The organism is Paenibacillus farraposensis, from assembly GCF_020736845.1.
Classification (GTDB): Bacteria; Bacillota; Bacilli; order Paenibacillales; family Paenibacillaceae; genus Paenibacillus; species Paenibacillus farraposensis.
This window is the reverse complement of record NZ_JAFFQR010000079.1, coordinates 91035-110349: the sequence shown is the minus strand read 5'-3', so window position 1 is coordinate 110349 and position 19315 is coordinate 91035. Positions and strand designations below refer to the sequence as shown.

Annotated in this window: 13 protein-coding genes; all 13 read right to left on the bottom strand. The window is 50.1% G+C overall.

All coding sequences use genetic code 11. The features are described from left to right. Positions 1 to 72: 72 nt before the first annotated feature. The 13 genes from JO375_RS13160 to def all read right to left on the bottom strand — a co-directional run bounded on the left by JO375_RS13160 (position 73) and on the right by def (position 19217). Positions 73 to 1419 carry a GH1 family beta-glucosidase gene (locus tag JO375_RS13160; protein WP_229524897.1) on the bottom strand — a complete coding sequence of 449 codons (1347 nt, stop codon included), beginning with the start codon at positions 1417 to 1419 and terminating at the stop codon, positions 73 to 75. Next, a complete protein-coding gene (locus JO375_RS13155) occupies positions 1416 to 3896 on the bottom strand; it encodes a glycoside hydrolase family 95 protein (RefSeq protein ID WP_229524896.1) in 2481 nt (826 codons plus the stop codon). The genes JO375_RS13160 and JO375_RS13155 overlap by 4 nt, the downstream gene beginning before the upstream one ends. Positions 3897 to 3988: 92 nt before the next feature. Next, complete coding sequence (locus JO375_RS13150; protein ID WP_229524895.1) at positions 3989 to 5683, bottom strand: ABC transporter substrate-binding protein; 1695 nt, start codon at positions 5681 to 5683, stop codon at positions 3989 to 3991. A gap of 98 nt (positions 5684 to 5781) precedes the next feature. Next, the gene (locus tag JO375_RS13145; RefSeq protein ID WP_229524894.1) at positions 5782 to 6684 is read right to left on the bottom strand and encodes a carbohydrate ABC transporter permease; all 903 of its coding nucleotides are present in this window, start codon (positions 6682 to 6684) and stop codon (positions 5782 to 5784) included. Positions 6685 to 6698: 14 nt separating this feature from the next. After that, positions 6699 to 7715 carry an ABC transporter permease gene (locus JO375_RS13140; RefSeq protein WP_229524893.1) on the bottom strand — a complete coding sequence of 339 codons (1017 nt, stop codon included), beginning with the start codon at positions 7713 to 7715 and terminating at the stop codon, positions 6699 to 6701. A gap of 352 nt (positions 7716 to 8067) precedes the next feature. Next, positions 8068 to 8484, bottom strand: coding sequence for a cupredoxin domain-containing protein (locus tag JO375_RS13135; RefSeq protein WP_229524892.1), 417 nt, complete (start codon positions 8482 to 8484; stop codon positions 8068 to 8070). Between the two features lie 144 nt (positions 8485 to 8628). Beyond that, positions 8629 to 10470 carry a thiol reductant ABC exporter subunit CydC gene (gene cydC / locus JO375_RS13130; protein WP_229524891.1) on the bottom strand — a complete coding sequence of 614 codons (1842 nt, stop codon included), beginning with the start codon at positions 10468 to 10470 and terminating at the stop codon, positions 8629 to 8631. Positions 10471 to 10486: 16 nt separating this feature from the next. Further along, positions 10487 to 12247: a thiol reductant ABC exporter subunit CydD gene (gene cydD, locus JO375_RS13125; RefSeq protein WP_229524890.1), complete on the bottom strand. Its 1761-nt coding sequence runs from the start codon at positions 12245 to 12247 to the stop codon at positions 10487 to 10489. Continuing rightward, entirely contained in the window at positions 12247 to 13260 is a 1014-nt protein-coding gene (cydB, locus tag JO375_RS13120; RefSeq protein ID WP_229524889.1) for a cytochrome d ubiquinol oxidase subunit II, read from the bottom strand. The genes cydD and cydB overlap by 1 nt, the downstream gene beginning before the upstream one ends. Continuing rightward, on the bottom strand, positions 13247 to 14653 hold the full coding sequence (locus JO375_RS13115; protein ID WP_229524888.1) for a cytochrome ubiquinol oxidase subunit I: 1407 nt from the start codon (positions 14651 to 14653) through the stop codon (positions 13247 to 13249). The genes cydB and JO375_RS13115 overlap by 14 nt, the downstream gene beginning before the upstream one ends. 401 nt (positions 14654 to 15054) lie before the next feature. Then, the gene (locus JO375_RS13110; RefSeq protein WP_229524887.1) at positions 15055 to 16689 is read right to left on the bottom strand and encodes a response regulator transcription factor; all 1635 of its coding nucleotides are present in this window, start codon (positions 16687 to 16689) and stop codon (positions 15055 to 15057) included. Then, complete coding sequence (locus tag JO375_RS13105; RefSeq protein WP_229524886.1) at positions 16682 to 18472, bottom strand: cache domain-containing sensor histidine kinase; 1791 nt, start codon at positions 18470 to 18472, stop codon at positions 16682 to 16684. The genes JO375_RS13110 and JO375_RS13105 overlap by 8 nt, the downstream gene beginning before the upstream one ends. A gap of 163 nt (positions 18473 to 18635) precedes the next feature. After that, positions 18636 to 19217, bottom strand: coding sequence for a peptide deformylase (gene def, locus JO375_RS13100; protein WP_229524885.1), 582 nt, complete (start codon positions 19215 to 19217; stop codon positions 18636 to 18638). Positions 19218 to 19315 lie beyond the last annotated feature (98 nt).

Genomic DNA, 19315 nt, shown 5'->3' with positions numbered 1-19315 from the left:
ATCCTGTTTTAATTATTCAAACAAAAGGGAGTGAAGGCATGCCCGGCTCCACCATTTGCAAAGCCGTTTTTCTTAGCGTCTGGTCTCTAGCCAATTATTATTTACTACATTTTGATACCAATAGTAGCTCTCCTTGGGCGTACGGACCTGTGTGCGGAAATCGACATGAATCATGCCAAATCTCATATTGTACCCTTCTGCCCATTCAAAATTGTCCATCAGGGACCATGCCATATATCCTTTGACATGCAGCCCGTCATGAATAGCCCGATGGACCTGTACCAAGTGCTGCCGCATATACGAAATACGACGGTCATCCTGAACCTTGCCGTTTACGAGGTCATCGTTGATACATGCCCCATTCTCTGTAATGTAAATGTCGATGTTGCCGTATTTTTGCAAATAATGCAGCACCTCATATAGCCCTCGAGATTCCACCGGCCAGCCGATATCCGTGACAGGCAATCCCATATTTATTTCTTCCGATTGAAGGAATCCGGCTTCCGGATTGAAGCGATTCACGGACATACTGTAGTAATTGATGCCGATCATATCAATCGGTTCACGAATGATGTCCATATCTCCATCTTGAATCGGTACGCTGGCTCCCTGCTTCTCAAACCAGTCTACCAAAAACTGTGGATACGAGCCTTGATATATAGGCTGGAGAAACCAGTCGCTGTGCAGGGAAATAGTGCGCGCACAAGCCGCTTTGTCCTCCGCGGAGGTGCTGTAGGGCACAGCCCATGAAACATTGGGCGCGATGCCGATTTGGCCGCTGGTGCCCAATTCGCGGAAACGACGTACAGAAAGACCATGCGCAACCAGCAGATGGTGCCCCACATCGATAGCTGTCTGGAGATTCGTCAACCCAGGAGCGTGAATACCCAGCAAATTGGATAAAAAGGCGATGCACCACGGTTCATTAAATGTGAGCCAATAGTGTATTTTTCCGTCAAACTCACGGAACATCGTTTCTGCAAACTGGACAAATGCCTGAATCGTGCGGCGATTCTCCCAGCCTCCCGCATCCTGGAGCGCTTGCGGCAGATCCCAGTGATACAGTGTGCAAAACGGTTCAATCCCGTTTTCGTTCAGCAAATCAACGACGCGGTGATAATAGTCCAAGCCTTCCCGATTAACTTCACCGTCACCATTCGGAAATATTCGCGGCCATGATACCGAAAAACGGTATGTACGCACACCCAGCTCTTTCATGAGCCGGATATCTTCCTCATAGCGATGGTAGCTGTCACAGGCTACATTCCCGTTATCTCCGTTGAATACCTTTCCCGGTGTATGGGCAAAGGTATCCCAAATGGACAATCCTCTTCCATCCTCCTGATAAGCCCCCTCGATTTGATAAGCTGCCGTAGCCGTTCCCCACATAAAGTCGTACGGAAATTGAAAAATGGTCATATTCGATCTTCCTCTCCATAAATCATAATCATGGGCCTGTCCGTTAATTCCTGCTCTTTAGTGAAGATCCATGACAGAATGAATCCACCGTGCTCCGGATCAGGCTGGGCCTGCCGGGCGTCTGCGCTAAATGGATGTGCGCTGCGAATGATGCAGCTCCCCGCCGGAACAGAAGCGACAAGCTCCGCACAAACGAGCCGGGAGCCGGACCATTCCATGCTGACTGTCACCCCGCCGCGGGCCCGCAATCTGCTGACCCGTCCCTGCGGCCAGGCCGAAGGCAGGGCAGGCAGCAGCGTCAGCTCACCCGGACGGCTTTGCAGCAGCATTTCCGCGATCCCTGCCGTCGCACCGAAATTACCATCAATCTGAAAAGGCGGGTGCGCGTTGAATAAATTGGGATAGGTCGAGCGCGACAATAATGTGCGAACATACCGGTGCGCGGCCTCGCCATCCTCCAGCCTGGCGTACAGGTTAATCAGCCAGGCACAGCTCCAGCCGGTGTGGCCTCCACCATGGTCAAGCCGCCTGTGCAGCGATATACGGGCTGCCTCTGCCAGTTCCGGGGTATCGCGGATATGGATTAACCGGCCCGGGTACAATCCGTACAGATGTGAAACATGCCGATGCCCCGGCTCAGCTTCCTCAACATCGGCTAACCACTCCTGTAACTGTCCGTGGCGGCCAATTTGAAAAGGCAACAACCGTTGCCTCGTCTCTTCGCAGCGGTCGCGGAACTCTTCGTCCAATTCCAGCAGATTCGCTGCCTGAATGCAGTTGCCGAGCAGTTCCCGGATCAACGTCATGTCCATGGTAGACCCCATGGATATACTGCACTCTTCGCCGGACGGCGTTATAAATTTGTTTTCAGGTGATGTGGAAGGGGAGGTTACGAGCCAGCCATTCGGACCTTCCACAAGCCAATCCATACAAAAGGCCGCCGCCCCTTTCATCAGCGGATAAGCTCGCTCCGCCAAATAGGCTGTATCCTGGGTAAACAGATACCGCTCCCACACATGGGCGGTCAGCCATACGCCCCCTAGCGGCCAAAAGGCCCAACTGGCTTGGCCTCCCGATGGCCCGGTGTACCTCCACATGTCGACATTGTGATGAGCCGCCCACCCTTGAATGCCGTAATTGACGGCTGCTACTCTGCGTCCCGTACAGCTGATTTCTCCAACCATGTCCAGCAAGGGCTCATGGCACTCGGCCAAATTGCATACTTCAGCCGGCCAGTAGTTCATCTGCGTATTAATATTGGTCGTATAATTGCTGTGCCACGGCGGCTGCACCCGGTCATTCCAGATGCCCTGGAGATTGGCGGGCTGGCTGCCCGGACGTGAACTACCCATGAGCAGGTAGCGCCCATACTGAAATAACAGCACTTCCAGCCCCAGATCCGCTTCCCCTTGCTGATAGCGCTCCAAGCGCAGATCGGTCGGCAGGATCGGCTCTTCAGTGCAAGTGCCATCCCCAAGCTCCAATGCCACGCGCTCGAACAGCGCATGATGATCCTGCTCATGCCGTTGCCGCACCTGCTCACTCCCCAGCGCTATCGCTTTATCCACAGTGACCTGGCAGGCTTCGGCCGATTCCGCCGGATCGCTGTCGGGCATCGTGTGGAATCCCCGAAATCCGGTAGCTGCCGCCAAATATATCGTGAGTTGATCGGCGCCCAAGACGATCAATGTTCCGTCAGTCCCCCTCGCCAGGGTCCCACCCTCGGGAACAACCCTCACCTGTACTGCAAAAGCCGTCCCCAGGTTACTCTCGTACACGACCGACTGCGGATGGTCACCATGATAATTCGATTCCACATGACTGGGTGCTCGTCCAGTCAGCGTCATCACGTTCCTCATCGGCTTATCCGTCCGATCCTCATCCTCATCGCTATCCCATTTGGATGAATCACCAGAATACACATCCTCGCCAGCCTCGTCTTCACAAGGATGAGGAGTCGTTAGGCGTACAGTTGTATTAATCTGCCCAGCCGCATCCGCAGACAGCGATACCATAATGACCCCATCCGGCGCGCTGGCGATCACTTCCCGCGTATAGCGAATGCCCTCGCTATGAAAAGCAATGGCTGCCGTTCCAGCCGGTAAATTCAGTTCCCGCTCATAATGCGTGATTTCCCCCAGGCCCTCCTGCGTAATCCACAGATCTCCCAAAGGCTGATACGCTTCCGTATCCCGGCCCAGCATATGCGTATCGATCAGACGCTCCGCATCCTTGTATTTCCCGGCTGCGATCAGCTCTCTGACCGGCTTCAAATATCGCAATGCATCATATTGAACACCATCTCTCGGAAATCCGGACCAGAGCGTATCCTCATTTAATTGCAGACGCTCTTCCCTGATTCCGCCGAATACCATCGCCCCCAGTTTTCCATTGCCGACCGGCAATGCTTCCTCCCATACCTCAGCAGGTTGGCGATACCATAACCGCAGGGACTGCGGCTTTGCGCTTTTCGTCACGGCAAACCCTCCCCATGAGCTTAAACAGAGCGCCGACCCTAGGACAAGCGCTCTGTAATTTCGGCAATTCAAAGCCAGGTTAAGCTGCCCCGTTATTTCGGAGCCTTGCCGCTCCATAACTCTACCCGGTCCTTCACCAATTGCGTGTATTGCTGTTCCATTTGTACAGCACCGGCCGCATCCAGCTCTTTGATCATGTTGTCATACACGGTGTCAAAAATGGAGACAGGTGCCAAGATAGCCTCAGGTATGCGCTTGCGGATAATATCCGTCGTTTTTTTGAGCGTAACATTATAGTTGGATTCATTATCCGTCGTCAGATTATAGGCGGCGCCCCATGGCTTCACTTCAAATTCTTTCTCGCCCGGGAACAGCTCCTTCCACGTTTTGACGCCATACGCCTTGAGTGACTCCTTTTCCGGCTCCGAATAGCTTGCGATAATTTGTTCAGGGAATTTGGTCGTGTAATAGTTGCCCGTAGGGTCCTTTACACCATCACCATAGTGTCCGCTGATTAATGTATACAGGTCTACCCCGCTCTCCTTACTGAAGCTGGTAGCATTATTTGTTTTTTGTTCCAATATATCCGCTGGGATGATGCGTTTTCCATCTTTGATCTCATAATGCTTGCCTTCGATTCCCCAGTTCACCAGCACCTGTCCTTCATCGGAGGCCAAATAATCAAGGAACTTGATGGCCCGCACTGGGTCCTTGCAGCTCTCGGTTATGCCGACACCGTAGCCGGACATAAAACCCACATCCTGAAAGGAATGATCCTTATATTGCTCCGAAAGCATTACTGGAAAATGGGCAAAGCTGGCATCGGCCTTGCCTGACGCTTTTAACGCATTTTCTGCATCCTGGTAACCCCATTCCTGGTCAATCAGACCAAGGACGCGACCGCTGGCAATTTTGGATTTGTACTGGTCGCTTTTTTGCACAAATGAGCTCTTATCCAGCAGCCCTTCATTGTACATGTGGTTCAACCAGCGGAAATATTCCTTTTCCTCCGGACGTTTATAATGAAGCTTCGCTTCAAACGTTTTGGGATCGATAAAATATTCACCATCGTCTGACGCTCCGGTCGTCTGGAAGGCAGGATTCGTGACCGTAATCATGATTCTCCAGTCGTCTGCATCCAGTGTGAGCGGAATTGTTTTTTGGCCATCAATGGTCGGATGCTTGGCTGCATAGGTCTTGAGTACGTTTTCAAAATCCTGTAGCGTTCTTACCTTCGGATACCCCAGCTCCTTAAGTACCCTATGCTGGATTTCGAATCCCCCCGTCGCATCAAAACTCTTCTGACCCACCCCTGCATACGTTGGGATGGCATAGATGCCCTGATCCTTGTTGCTGTATTTCAGCCGATCCATATAGGGACCGTACAGCTTTTTGAGATTCGGCGCATGCTCATTGATCAGATCGGTTAGATCAATCATGGCTCCGGCGTCCACCAGCTTGCTAATATTGGCTTTGGCAGACACCAGGTCCGGGTACTCTCCACTCGCTGCCATCAAAGCAATGCGATCATCACCGCCCCTGCCGCTGACATCAAATTCAGCATTCAGGGTTACTCCCGTTCGCTTTGTAATTTCCCTGCCTATTTCATCCTTCATACCGTTCCATTGCGGACTCGGATCGGCTCCAAAGAAAGTGAACGTAATCGGATCGGCTCCGCTGGATGAGCCTTCCTTTGCCGCGTTTTGGCTCCCGCCACAGCCTGCCAGCGCAGCAAGTGACACCGCAAGCAGGGGAATGAGTGCAAATCTGGACCAGTGTTTTTTCATGTTCCAGACCTCCTGTATTTTTAATGATCAACTAGCCTGCAAAATAGGTACTGCAATTACTGTTAGCGCCGGGAATCCGACTTTTATGATGGTCACTATTATGATTTCACAGCGCCCAGCGTCATGCCGCCTACAAAGTACTTTTGCAGGAACGGATATACGAACAGGATAGGAAGTGTAACTGTAATCGTGATTGCCATTTTGATGGATTCCGGCGAAATCTGTGCTATTTGCTTCGCCATATCATTGCTGTTTGTCATGCTCGAACCGCCTTGCTGTGTACTTTGCAGCACCTTCATCAGCTCGTATTGCAGTGTCGTCCATTGCGGGGCTGTTCCGTTGTATAAATACGTATCGAACCACGCGTTCCATTGATTCACCGCCAAAAAGAGAGCAATTGTCGCCAGCACAGGCTTGCACAGCGGCAAAATGATTCTCCAGTAAATTGTAAAATCACTCGCCCCGTCCAGCTTGGCAGACTCCTGCAGCGCATACGGCAAACCATCCATAAAAGAGCGAATGACGAACACGTTAAACGCGCTAATCAACGTCGGGAAAATATACACCCAGAACGTACCCAGCAAATGCAAATCACGCATCAAAATAAACACCGGTACCATCCCGCCGGAAAAATACATCGTTAAGGCCAGAAACGTGGAAATCAACTTGCGGGCGCGGAAATCGACCCGACTCAGTGTAAATGCAAGCATGGATGCACATATGAGTCCCAGCACCGTTCCGACCACTGTACGTAAAATCGATACCTGCATCCCTTGAAGGAGGCCATCGTATTGGAAAATCGTCTTGTAATTTTCGAGTGTAAATTGGCGGGGCCATATATAAATGCCGCCACGAACTGTGTCCGTCGAATTGTTCAAGGAAATCGCCAGTACGTTCAGAAAGGGATACAGCGTCACTACCACGATTAGAGCCATAAGGATATAGTTGAACAGATCAAATACCTTTTCTGACCGGGTTGCGTTAAAAGCCCTGGTTGTCATTTCGCCTCTCCCCCCTACATGATGCTTTCTTTGGTCAGTTTCTTGAATATGCCGTTTGCTGTAAATAGCAACAGAATGCTAACCAGCGAGTTGAAAATACCAATCGCCGTCCCGTAAGAGAAGCGGCCCAAATTAATCCCGTAATTCAGTGCATACAAATCCAGCACCTCGGAATAATCCGTTACCAGACTGTTGCCGAGCAAAAATTGCTTTTCAAAACCGTTGCTGACCAAATGTCCAATCGCCATAATAAATAGGACAGCAATCGTCGAGCGGATACCCGGCAATGTAATATGCCATATCTGTCTCCAGCGGCTCGCACCATCTACGCGCGAAGCTTCATACTGTTCCTGATCAATTCCGGTAATGGCGGCCAAATAAATAATGGTATTCCAGCCCGTCTCTTTCCATATGTCGGAAGCGGTTACAATGTACCAGAACCAGCTCCCTTTTGCCATGAATTGAATCGGCTCATCCACAATATGAAGCGCTATCAAAATATCGTTAACAATCCCCCCGTCAATGGACAGCAACTTGGTAACCAATCCGGCAACCACTACCCAGGATACAAAGTGCGGAAGGTAAGATACCGTCTGCACGAAGCGCTTGAACATCATTCCCCTCAGCTCATTTAACAAAATCGCAAAAAAAATCGGTACAACAAAGCCAAACACAATGCCCATCAGGCTCATCGCCAGCGTGTTGCGTAATACCAGATAAAATCGTTCATCCTGAAAAAGCTCAATAAAGTTGTCGAACCCTACCCATTTCTGTTCTAAAAGGGATTTGGCAGGCTTATAATTTTGAAAGGCCATCGTCCAGCCCCACAGCGGAAGATAACTGAAAATAAACACCCAGATGACGAAAGGGATGGACATAAAATAAAGATATTTTTGCTGCCTCACACTATCCCACAAGCCTTTTTGGCTGCGCCCGGGCTTTGTCCTGCGAGGCTTACGCGGTCTGCCCCGGATGGAACCGGGAATCGTAGCATTCGCATTATTGGAGGCGGTTTCAGGCGAAGATTCCATATCAAGCTCCTCCTTGTATGTAGTTACTATTATCATACTCTGCCGGATCAAAAGCCGATACCCGACGAATTAGGAGAAAAATCAGTTCAAAATTAGATATATTTGGGGGTGGATTAGAATTACATGGGTGCCGCTACGATGAGTCCCGCTACGCATGCGGATAGTACTTCCCACCACTGTTGCCCCCGGATTTCAGTTTTAAGCTAACGGTTTCCCGTTTTGCATGACTTTGCCATCCTCACTTGAAATCCGGCTTCCTTAAACCACTTGAGCGCTTCTTCGGCGCCGATCGTATGGCTTTCAACATAAAAAATAGCCTCCGGCACCAATGTGCTGGAAAGCTATTATTGATCTATTTTACCGTAATCGTGCCATAATACATATACATGCCGCAATTGTACTCATATGCCCCCGGTTTCAGGTCCTTGACGGTATAATAGTTGTTTTCGTGGTCCAAAAAAACGTCCATTCCTGTCTTCAACGACTGTACTTCATCTATGCAAGTAAAGGATGTCATTTTCTTAAAATTTATTTTTGTCGGGACGCCGGCCTTCACTTCAATATTTTTAGGATAAAAGCCGTCCCCTTGTACACCCACGGTAACAATCTCGTATTGATTTTTGTCAGGCTCTTCCTGAGCCCGCTGAGGTTGACTGGCCGGAAACGACGACACACTCCCCTGAAAATAAAACAAGACGCCCCCGCCAACGATCAGCGCGATAAAACCAATGAGCATCAAGTGCCAATATTTGGAGATCCATGTTTTCATTTCTTTCAGCTCCTTCCTGTTCATTGCCTGCATGTGACGTATCAACTCAAACAGTATATAAAAATGAATCCAAATTTAAAATAATCATGCAAGCTAAATTCTGAACATCGTGTAAAAAAATAAAAAGAATCAGGGCCATGCAAATCAGTGGTCTAGAGCGCTCCGAGTGTCCAGAAGCGGATGATCCAGCTCATACAGGTTACGGTATCGCGGCTGCTCCTGCCACAGCTGCTCATGACTGCCTCGCATGGAAATGACGCCTTTTTCCATAAAGATCACTTCGTCCATATGCTCCATTCCCGTCAGATGGTGGGTGATCCAGATCAGTGTTTTGCCCTTCAGCACATGAAATATAGTCTGCATGAGTTCATGCTCTGTCAGCGGGTCAAGCCCGACCGTGGGCTCATCCAATAAAATAATCGGGTGATTTTGAAGCAATATCCGTGCCAGTGCAATACGCTGCCTTTCTCCACCCGAAAAGCGAAGACCCGTTTCCTGCATTCGAGTATCGTAGCCCTCCGGCAAAGAATCAATCAGGGCTGCAAGCCCCACCTGCTCCGTTACCGCACGCACCTCCTCCAGCGAAGCATCCGGTCGTCCCAGCCGAATATTGTTAGCTACCGTCGTATCAAACAAGTACGGTTGCTGGTTCAACACCGCAAACAAGCTGGAATATGCTCCACCGGTATAGACGGGTGTACCTGCGACGGTGACGCTTCCTTCATTCGGCTGCAGCGCCCCCTGAATGAGATTCAACAGCGTGGATTTGCCTGCACCGCTGCGGCCAAGCAGCGCAACATTGCCTCCCTGCGGCACATGCAAGGAAATATGGCGCACACTCCAGGCCTGTTGATCCGTATAGCGATAGCTAACGTTGTCCAACAGCAGCTCGCCTGTGTGCCCCGATCGACACGCAGCAGTCTGGCTGCCTGCCGGGTCTGGTGTGCCGCTGATTGCTTGCTGGACTGTATCCACAAAAATCGCAGGCGGTGACACTGCCGGTGCAGCGGGTATATGCGTATTTTTTTCCGATTCCTTCAATCGCCGCAGTGAATCCTGATACTCCGGTGCATGAACCACCGCTTCTCCGGCCCGGACAAAGGCATCCAGCAGCGGAAAAGCCACCAGGGCAAAGGAGGCCAGCCATGTAGGTTCGAGGTGATTTTGTGCTACCCATCCTCCGGCCCATACCGTCATGATCACAATTCCGCCGCCTACAACGCATTGTGCCGTCCAGTGAGCGCGCCACTCTCTGCGCCGAAGCGAGCTTTCCACTGCGGTGGCCTTGCTTTGCTGCCCTGCAAAAGAAGCGAGAAAATGTTCAGTCCGCCCGCTTAGCACCAGATCACTCATGCCGAACAAAGCATCGGTCAGTTCCTGATAGGCTTTGCTTCGTTCCTGCTTGAACGTGCGCCGTTGGGCGAGCGAGGTCCACAGCGAGATGGCCGGGGCGATCACAAGCAAATAGCCGCAATACAGCCCCATCAGCAGCGCAAAAGTTCCGTCCATCCATCCAAGCGCCGAGATGCCTGCCGCATAGATCAGCAGCGCCGATAAGGCAGGCAGAACCAGCTTCAAATAAATATTTTGAAGCTGATCAATATCTTCCGCCAGCAATCCCAACAAATCTCCTGTACGAAATTTACTGCGGATCATTAGCGCCTGCGGTTCCACGGCCCGGTAGAGCCGTACCCGCATACGGGACACAAGGCGCAGCGCGGCGTCATGCCCAACCAGACGCTCCAGATATTGAATGACGGCTTTACTAAAACCGAATGTCCGCACAAGCACGATCGGTACATACACCATTAATATATTTTCCGGTTTTAAAGCCGAACGGGTGATCAGATGACCGGACGCAAAGAGCAGCGCACCTGCACAGCCGATCGCCAATGCACCCAAAAGCGCCGCCGCCAGAAAGGCCCAAAAATATTGTCTCAAATAAGACAAAAACCAGCTTTGGCCGCTATTGTCCACCACTCTCATATCGTTCGCCCCCTTCTTACGTTATTCCTGTCAGCAGTCTGTAATATCTTCCTTTACGGGAAACCAATTGCTGATGAGAGCCTACTTCCTCCAGACGGCCTTGATGCATCATCCAGACACAATCCATATCCGGCATCCAATGGAGCCGATGGGTTGCGAGAAACATTCTCTTATGCTGCAAAACAGACAAAATCGTCTGCTTCAGCTCCCATTCTGTCTCAATATCCAGTTGGGCGGTTGGCTCATCCAATAAAATGACCGGGCGATGGCTCAGCAATGCGCGTGCCAAGGCAATCCGCTGCGCCTGTCCTCCGCTCAGCGTCCGGCCTGCTTCACCAATAGGCTCATCCAGTCCGCCAGGAAGTCCAATCACCAGCTCGCGAAGTCCTACCGCATCAATCGCCCATTCTACCTGCTCGTTGGATGCCCCCGGTTCATAGTAGCGGATATTATCAGCCAAAGAAGCGCTGAACAGGTAGGGATGCTGCGGAATATAGGCAATGTGCCGCTGCCATTCGGCTTTGGCATCCCCGGCTAGCCGGCATCCATTCAGGCTCAGCTCGCCCGAAGCCGGATTGGCAAAGCCGCCAAGCAGACTGAGCAGCGTTGTTTTGCCTGCACCACTGGCTCCTACAATGCCGATCATGTTCACGTGCGGTTCGATACTGGCAGATACATGGTCAAGCCTCATGGAGCCGTCCTCATTCAGGAGGCACACATCCGACAGCCTCAAAATTCCCTGGCCTGTGATGGCCGAGCCGACAAACTTCGCCCCACCCCGGCCTTCCGGATTAGCATGGGGAGCAGCGACTTGTATGGGGGAACCGGCTGCTTCATCCTCTGCGCGGAGAACCGAGCGCATCGCTCCCCAAGCCTCCTTGCCATCCAGCGAGGCGTGATAATCCGATCCGAGCTGACGGATCGGCATAAAATAATCCGGGGCCAGGATGAGCACCATCAGTGCTGCCTCCAGGCCCACCGATCCGCTAATCAGGCGCAGCCCCAAGCCCACCGCCACAAAAGCGACGGACAGCATACTAAAAAAGTCGAGAGCAAACGAGGAAAGAAACGCAACCCGCAGCGTACGCATCGTGGCCGCCCGGTATTGGTCGCTGACCTTCCCGACGGTTTCCCCATGCTCTCGACTGCGGCCCAAAAACCGTAAAGTCTGCAGCCCGCGCAGCGAATCCGTAAAATGATGCGACAGCAGACGATAGGAACGCCACTGCTTGCCCGCCTGCTTTTGCGCCGCCAAGCCGAGTAAAATAAAGAAGCCCACCAGAATCGGCATCGTAGTCGTCAAGATGACGCCTGAAATGATATCCAATGTGAAAACATATACAAGCACAAGTAAAGTTACGGCCAGCATGTCTATCATCCGAGGGATGGACAGCTCCAAATACGTGCGAAAACGGTCCACGCCGTCCAGCGCCAGCGTTACGAGCTTGCCGCTGCCTTCCTTCGCAGCAAAGCCCGGACCATGCTCGAACAAACGCGCAAGCAGACGCTCCCGCAAGGAAGCGCCTGATGCTTCGGCAAAACGGCCTGCTGTCCGGCGTTGCAGCCAAATCACCGTATGCCTCGCTGCAAAAGCCGCAAAAAACAACGCCAGTGATGGCCAGGCCATCACCAGCGGATTTTTTTCAAATAAAATCGTCACTGCTTTTGCCAAAAAGGTCGCTTGTGCAGTCACCGCAACCCCCTGCAAAAGGGAAAGGGCGGCCAGCAGCAACATGACTGGCCGAATGCCCTTTAATTCAAACCATGCTTTATCCATTAGTATTCCAGATGATCCTTTTCACTGAGACGTTTATGGAAAACAAAGTAGCTCCATGCCTGGTAAGCCAATACAAAGGGTAAAAGCGTTGCTGCAACAATCGTCATGGCTTTCAGTGTGTAATGGCTGGAGCTTGCGTTATAAATCGTCAGATCAAATGCACTATTGACCGAGCTGACCATAAATCTAGGGAACAAGCCGACGAATAATGAAACGAAGGTCAGCACAATCATGGCGCCTGTCATTCCGAAGGCCCATCCTTCACGGCGCTGTTTCAGGAAATACCATGCCAGCACATAGGCAATCATTCCGATGACGACCGCCGCATACATAAAGGGGCCACGGCGCACGAAAAAATCCGTGGCAAAATAAGTCCACACCACCATACCGGCGAGTAAAATACCCAATACCGGCAGGAACTTGGATGCGATCACGCGGGCACGATCTCTCACCTCTCCAATCGTCCGCAAAGAAACAAACGTCAGTCCATGCATCAGGCACATCCCGACCACCGTCAGTCCGATCCATATCGTATATCCGTTGAGCACATCGGAAAATCCGGCTTTTAAATCCATGTTTTGCTGAATGGGTACACCTTTCACCAAAGCGGCAAAAGCCATACCGAACAGCATCGGCGGCAAAAAGCTGCCAATCAGGATCGACGCATCCCACGTTCCTGTCCACCATTTTCCTTTCGCCTTGCCGCGGAATTCAAAGGAAACTCCACGTAAAATCAAGCCTAGCAGAATCAACACAAATACCAGATAATATCCGCTGAACATGGTCGCATAAAAATGCGGGAAAGCAGCAAACATGGCACCTGCCGCTGTGATCAGCCATACTTCATTGGCATCCCAAAACGGACCGATCGTGTTAATCATCAAACGTTTTTGCTGTTCATTCCGGGGCACCAAGCCCAAAGCCATGCCCACGCCAAAATCAAAGCCTTCCAGGAAGAAAAAGCCGGTGAATAGCACAGCAATCAATAAAAACCACAGATCATTTAACGACAATGTTGTCACCCCCTTGAGCAAATGGATCATGAATGACCGTATGCTGATGCGGTTCAAAATCCGGACCTTTGCGCGCTGTACGAGCAAACAGGAATGCCAGTACGCCCGTTAAAGCGACATACAGCGTCGTAAACGCAATGAGTGAGAACAGCACTTCTCCTGCAACAACAGTAGGCGAAACGGAATCTTTGGTTTGAAGCAAGCCAAACACCGTCCACGGCTGGCGGCCCATTTCAGTCATAATCCAGCCCGCAGTATTCCCAATGAACGGGAGTGAAATCCCCCACAGCATGAAACGGTAGAACCAGCGATGCGAGCCCTCCAATTTACGTCTAAAACTCAGATAGGCTCCGTATAAACCAAGTACAATCATGGCACATCCCGACGCAATCATAATGCGGAAGCTCCAGAATGTAGTACGTACTGGCGGAATATAGTCACCCGGACCGTAGGTTTTCTCATACTGTGCCTGAAGCTCCTTCATACCAGGTACGGAGCCGGAAAATTTGCTGTACGACAGAAAGCTGAGTGCAAACGGAACTTTAATCTCAAAGGTATTTTCCTGCTTATCAGGATCAATGCGCGCCACAACCGTCCAAGGCGCCGGGTCGCCGCTGTTTTCCCACAGGCCTTCACTGGCGGCCATCTTCATCGGCTGTGTTTTTACCAGATATTGAGCCTGTCCATGACCAAACAAAGGGATAGCAATGGCGCTAATTAAGGCAACTACAATACTCAATTTAAAAGAAGGTTTAAAAAAGTCCATATTCTTTTTATGCATCAGCTTCCATGCGCTAATCCCCGCTACGAGGAACGCTCCGGTTGCAATAGCAGCAAATATGGTGTGGGGATACTCCCACAAAAGCTGCTCGTTCGTTAACAAGGCTGCGAAATCCTGCATTTCAGCGCGTCCGTTTTGAATCCCGTACCCTACGGGACGCTGCATGAACGAATTGGCGGCCAAAATCCACAAAGCGGATAGCATCGTACCCATGGATACCAGCCACATACAGATTAAATGCACCCTTTTGGACAGCCTTTCCCAGCCAAACACCCATAAGCCGATAAAGGTAGATTCCAGAAAAAATGCAAGCAGTGCTTCTATCGCCAGCGGTGTACCAAATACATCGCCGACAAAACGGGAAAAGTCCGACCAGTTCATTCCGAACTGAAATTCCTGTAAAATCCCGGTGACCACGCCCACGGCAAAATTGATCAATAGGAACGTTCCCCAAAATTGAGCCATTTTTTTGTACAAATCATTTTTTTTGACCACATACAAAGTCTCCATAATCGCCACCAGCAGCGATAATCCAATGGAGATCGGCACGTAAACAAAGTGAAGAATCGTGGTTGTCGCAAACTGCAACCGTGCCAATTCTAATACGTCCATGATGTCTTTCCTCCTCTGTGCTTTCTTAAAAATTGCATGTTAAATCAGGTTCTGAAGCAATGAACCAACTTTGTGATAATATTCACTTTATTGCGTATGTACCGTCCATTTTTCCAAGAATGGACCCCAGTCGCTTTCACCGTTGATAACATGATCCGACTTCAGAATAACAACATTATATAGAATAGATTTAGAATGAAATAGAATCGAAAGTGTGAACATCATGCCAAAGCTGTGTCATAATGATGGCGAATTTATGAAATCAGCTCAAATCCTCTAATAAGTGTGACATTTGCGATTGATTTGCCTGATTTTTTCCATATAAAAAAGCCTCCCTGCATACGGATAACACTCCTCCGAGATCTGCAAGAGAGACTCATAAATGAAGCGGCAGGAATCTTTCAACTGCCATCCATTTCTTCGTTCTTCTGAGCCTGATTACGGTAGAAGGAAGGCGACATTCCTGCATATTTTTTGAATTTGCTATGAAAATAATCAGCATTCGCATACCCCACACGGTCTGCTACCTGATGTACCTTAATTCCCTGTGCAAGCAATTCCCTTGCCCGCTCAATCCTTACTTTATCCAGGTAGGCATTAAAAGCCTCGCCGGTATGACCTTTGAACAGTTTGCCCAAATAGCCGCTATTGTAGTTGAACATGTCTGCCAGTAGCTCCAACCGTAAATTTTCATCATAATGACTATGTATGAAGTCCAGCATTTGCTTCATAATGATCTCCTTGCCGCCCAAGTCAGTCTGACCGATCCATTGCAATATATACTCTGCCGAATGATCAACCAGTTCGCCCAATGTAGAATAGGCATATACTTCGGTAATCAAGCTGGAATGCTCCTCCAACACCACTCGGCTCTGATCCTGTCCAGCCGCGTACTTGTTCAGCGCCAGTGTAAACGTTTGGGCAAATGCCGCCTTAATGGCGGATTCTGTACGATAAGTCTGGGGATACCGGACTTTCATTTCCTTTAATACGCGCAGTGCCGCTTCCCGGCTGGCCATGTCGAGCGCATAGTACAGCTTTTCTGCGTAACGCACGGGGGCTGCTTTTTTATTGGATGCTTCGTCCGCTTCGGCGGTGATCGCCTCCAATTTGTACAGATCACTGGAGAGCATGACCCTGTCCATGCCAAACAAAAACGTATGTTCCAATAAACGCAACGCCTGTTCAAAAGAAGCGGGGATATCTGTTAATTTCGGCACCGGATCACCGGCTGCCACGTAAATCTCTGTTGCCCACGGCTTCAGCTCATGCCGCCAGGATGCCAGCATCCGGGCAGCATTTTCCTCCGTCCTGACCGTAGCGGGAAGCAGCAAGCCCGTATATATTCCGGCCTCAAACACTATGCCCCGGCCCTGCTCCCGGCACATCTGCGCCAGATGCTGTTTTGCTGCCGATTGCCGGGCTTGCCGATCCCAGTCGGGTATCCGCAAATCCAGCAAAACAATCTGATAGCTGGGCCAATCCAAAGCTGGCAGCACCAGATGCTGTCCGTGCTGCTCGGCTTGCCGCATCCCTTCATCAGGAGAAGTGCCGGGCTCTGCTGCATGATCTGCAGGCTGTTGAACCGGAAACAGCAGCGCTTCGATCCAGCCACGCTCAAGGTGAGGAGCACCTCCCCACTTGCCGTTTTCTTTTTCAACCTCAATGCTTCGGCATACCCGTTTCAGCTCTGTCGTCATTTCCTCCTCATCGACAGGCTTCAATAAATAACCATCCACCCCAAAGCCCATGGCTTGCCGGGCATAGTCAAAGTCAGCATATCCGCTTAATATGAGAAAATGAAACGGCTCGCCGCTCATTTCACGTATGCTCTGTATGACCTCAAGTCCACTCATGCCCGGCATACGAATATCGACAATAATCAGCTCTGGCCGATGCTCACCGAACTTCTCCAAAGCTTCGCGACCACTTCCTGCCGTATCTACAATTTGAAAACCACAATCCCCCCAGTCAATCATGGAGGACAGCCCTTGACGAATCGCAGGCTCATCATCCACAATCATCGCTTTATACATTCGAATCCTCCTCTCCAGGTATAGAAAAACATACGATGGTTCCTGCGTTCAACACGCTTTCAATACGCAAACCATAACGCTCACCATACATCAACGCCAGACGCTGGTGGACATTGCGCAGACCAATACTGCTTCCTTCCGGCTCATCCGTTCCCCTGATACGGGCCAGCAGACAGGCAAGCTGCTCTTTTTCCATTCCTATCCCATCATCCGCTACTTTAATGTGCAGTTCTCGCAGCTCCATCGTGATATCCACTTTCACGGTAACCGGTTCTTCCTTATTTTCCAGGCCGTGAATGACTGCATTTTCCACCAGCGGCTGTATGATCAATGGAGGTATGGACATTTTCTCAGTGTCTCCTGTCAGATTTACTTCATAAATCAGACGCTTTCCAAACCTGAACTGCTGAATTTGCAAATAGGATCGCACCATATCCAGTTCCTGACGTACCGTCGTTTTACCGCTGCCAATCTCCAGATTCCTCCGCATCAGCTTGCCAAGCAAACGTACCGTCGTTGCAATCTCGGCTTCCCCGTTCAGATGCGCCTTCATTCGGATAGACTCCAGCGCATTAAACAGGAAGTGCGGATTAATTTGACTGGCCATCATTTTTAGCTTGATATCCTTTTGCGCCAGCTCGAGCCTGTTGTTCTGCTCACTTGCTTCATAGATCTGTGCCATGAGCTGGCGGATACTGGTCACCATATCGTTGAAGCAGCGGGATAAATCTCCGATTTCGTCCCTTCCCTCCACACTCGACACCACATGGAAATCGCCCGAGGCTACTTTTCCCAGTTCATAGCTCAACCGCTGCAGACGTTTGGTAATCAACCAGGAAATAATGGTAATCAAAATCAGCGCTATGATCAGCACTGCAAGCACACACAAGGCACCGATCAAACTAATCCGGTTCGCCCCCTGTACAATATGTTCCGTCGAAAACTCCGAAATAATGGTGAATCCGCTCACACTTGAGGCGGGCAGCAGCTCATCCACAATAATGTTTGAAGGCTTTCCGTTTATTTTCGCTTCATATATGCCCTTCCCCGTACGCTGGACATCAAAGCCCAAATGCAATTCCGCCAATGTCTGACCCACCGACTGCGGATGAGTAGCAGCCACCACAATCCCGTTGCGATCTGCAATCAATGTTTCAAACGGCTCCTGGCTCAGCATTTGGTTCAGCTCAGTCTGACTTAGCGCTATCATCAATACTCCCTTGCTATGATATTCGGGAAATGGAATTTGCCGTACCAGACTCAAGTGATTGACTGGATTATCCTCCTTGTCGTGGATGTAAAACCAGTTAATTGCTGTCCCCTTCATCGCTGTCTGAAACCATTTCTGCTGCTCAATGCCGGTATCGACAGGAATAAACTCCAGATTATTGACCAGTGTCGGATTGTCTGAATAAAACCGAATGGCAGCAACCTCTCTATACTGCTGCACATACTCATTGAAGTCCTTGTATTGATGGTACGCATTTATCAGCTCTACCATGCCCGAATAACGGCGGTTCGCCATCTCCTTGAGCCTTTTGTCGAACATCAGGCCATTGGAAATATCCGTCGGCACACGCAGCAAGTTTGCCGTCTGACTCTTGATTTTTTCCACATTGTTTACCGTCTGGGCAATCGCACTGTTCAGTGCTTGCTCACGCAAATAAAAAGTAACACAGCCGCCTACCACCAGCACCGGGATCATGACAATCAGCACATAGGAGAAGAGCAGCTTATTGCGCATGCGCATATTATTCATCAAATGCCGTACTCCGCGATTCATGCCACCCCTCCACCAAGATAAGCGCTTACATTTTTAAATAAATATTCAAACCCTCATGACAACATATATGATTCCAGTTTAAAGCCTCGCAACATGTATATCCATATTTTCTAGTAAAGTAAAAATGTGGCGAACGAAGTCACCACATTTTACGGATCATGAACTATTCACACACAAAAGGTTCGATATGCACTCCCTGCGGCAGCTTATGCGGATCTTCCGGATTGATGCGGTCATAGAACATAATGCCGTCCAAGTGGTCCATTTCATGCTGTACCACAATCGCTGCATAACCCTTGAAGGTCAATAGCTCCTGCGTTCCGTTCGGCAAATGGGCCTTGATGCGAATTTTTTCATAACGCGGAACATATCCGGGAATGTAACGATCCACTGACAAACATCCCTCACCCTGCTCCAAATAAATCATGGAAGTGGAGTGGCTGACCAGCTTCGGATTAAAAAGCGCGTACTCTACCGTCTTGTCTCCATCTTTATAATAGATAGCACACATTCTTTTGTTCAAACCTACCTGGTTGGCGGATAGCCCTACACCCGGGCGCAGCTCATAGCGGGTGGCCAGCTCTTCATTTTGGCTATTTTTCAGATAATCCAGCATCCACTGCATTTGTTGAAAATCCTCTTCAGACAAAGGCAGGCTTACCGGATCAACCTTCGTACGCAAGATCGGTTCCCCTTCACGCACAATATCCTTTGTGAGAAGCATATCCATCGATTGATTGCTCATTCGTCAGCCTCGATTCATTTTTTAAATAAATATATGATCATGTGATGTTATGCAAAAATCGGGGAAACCCCCGGTATTCTGCAGGTTTTATCCCATAA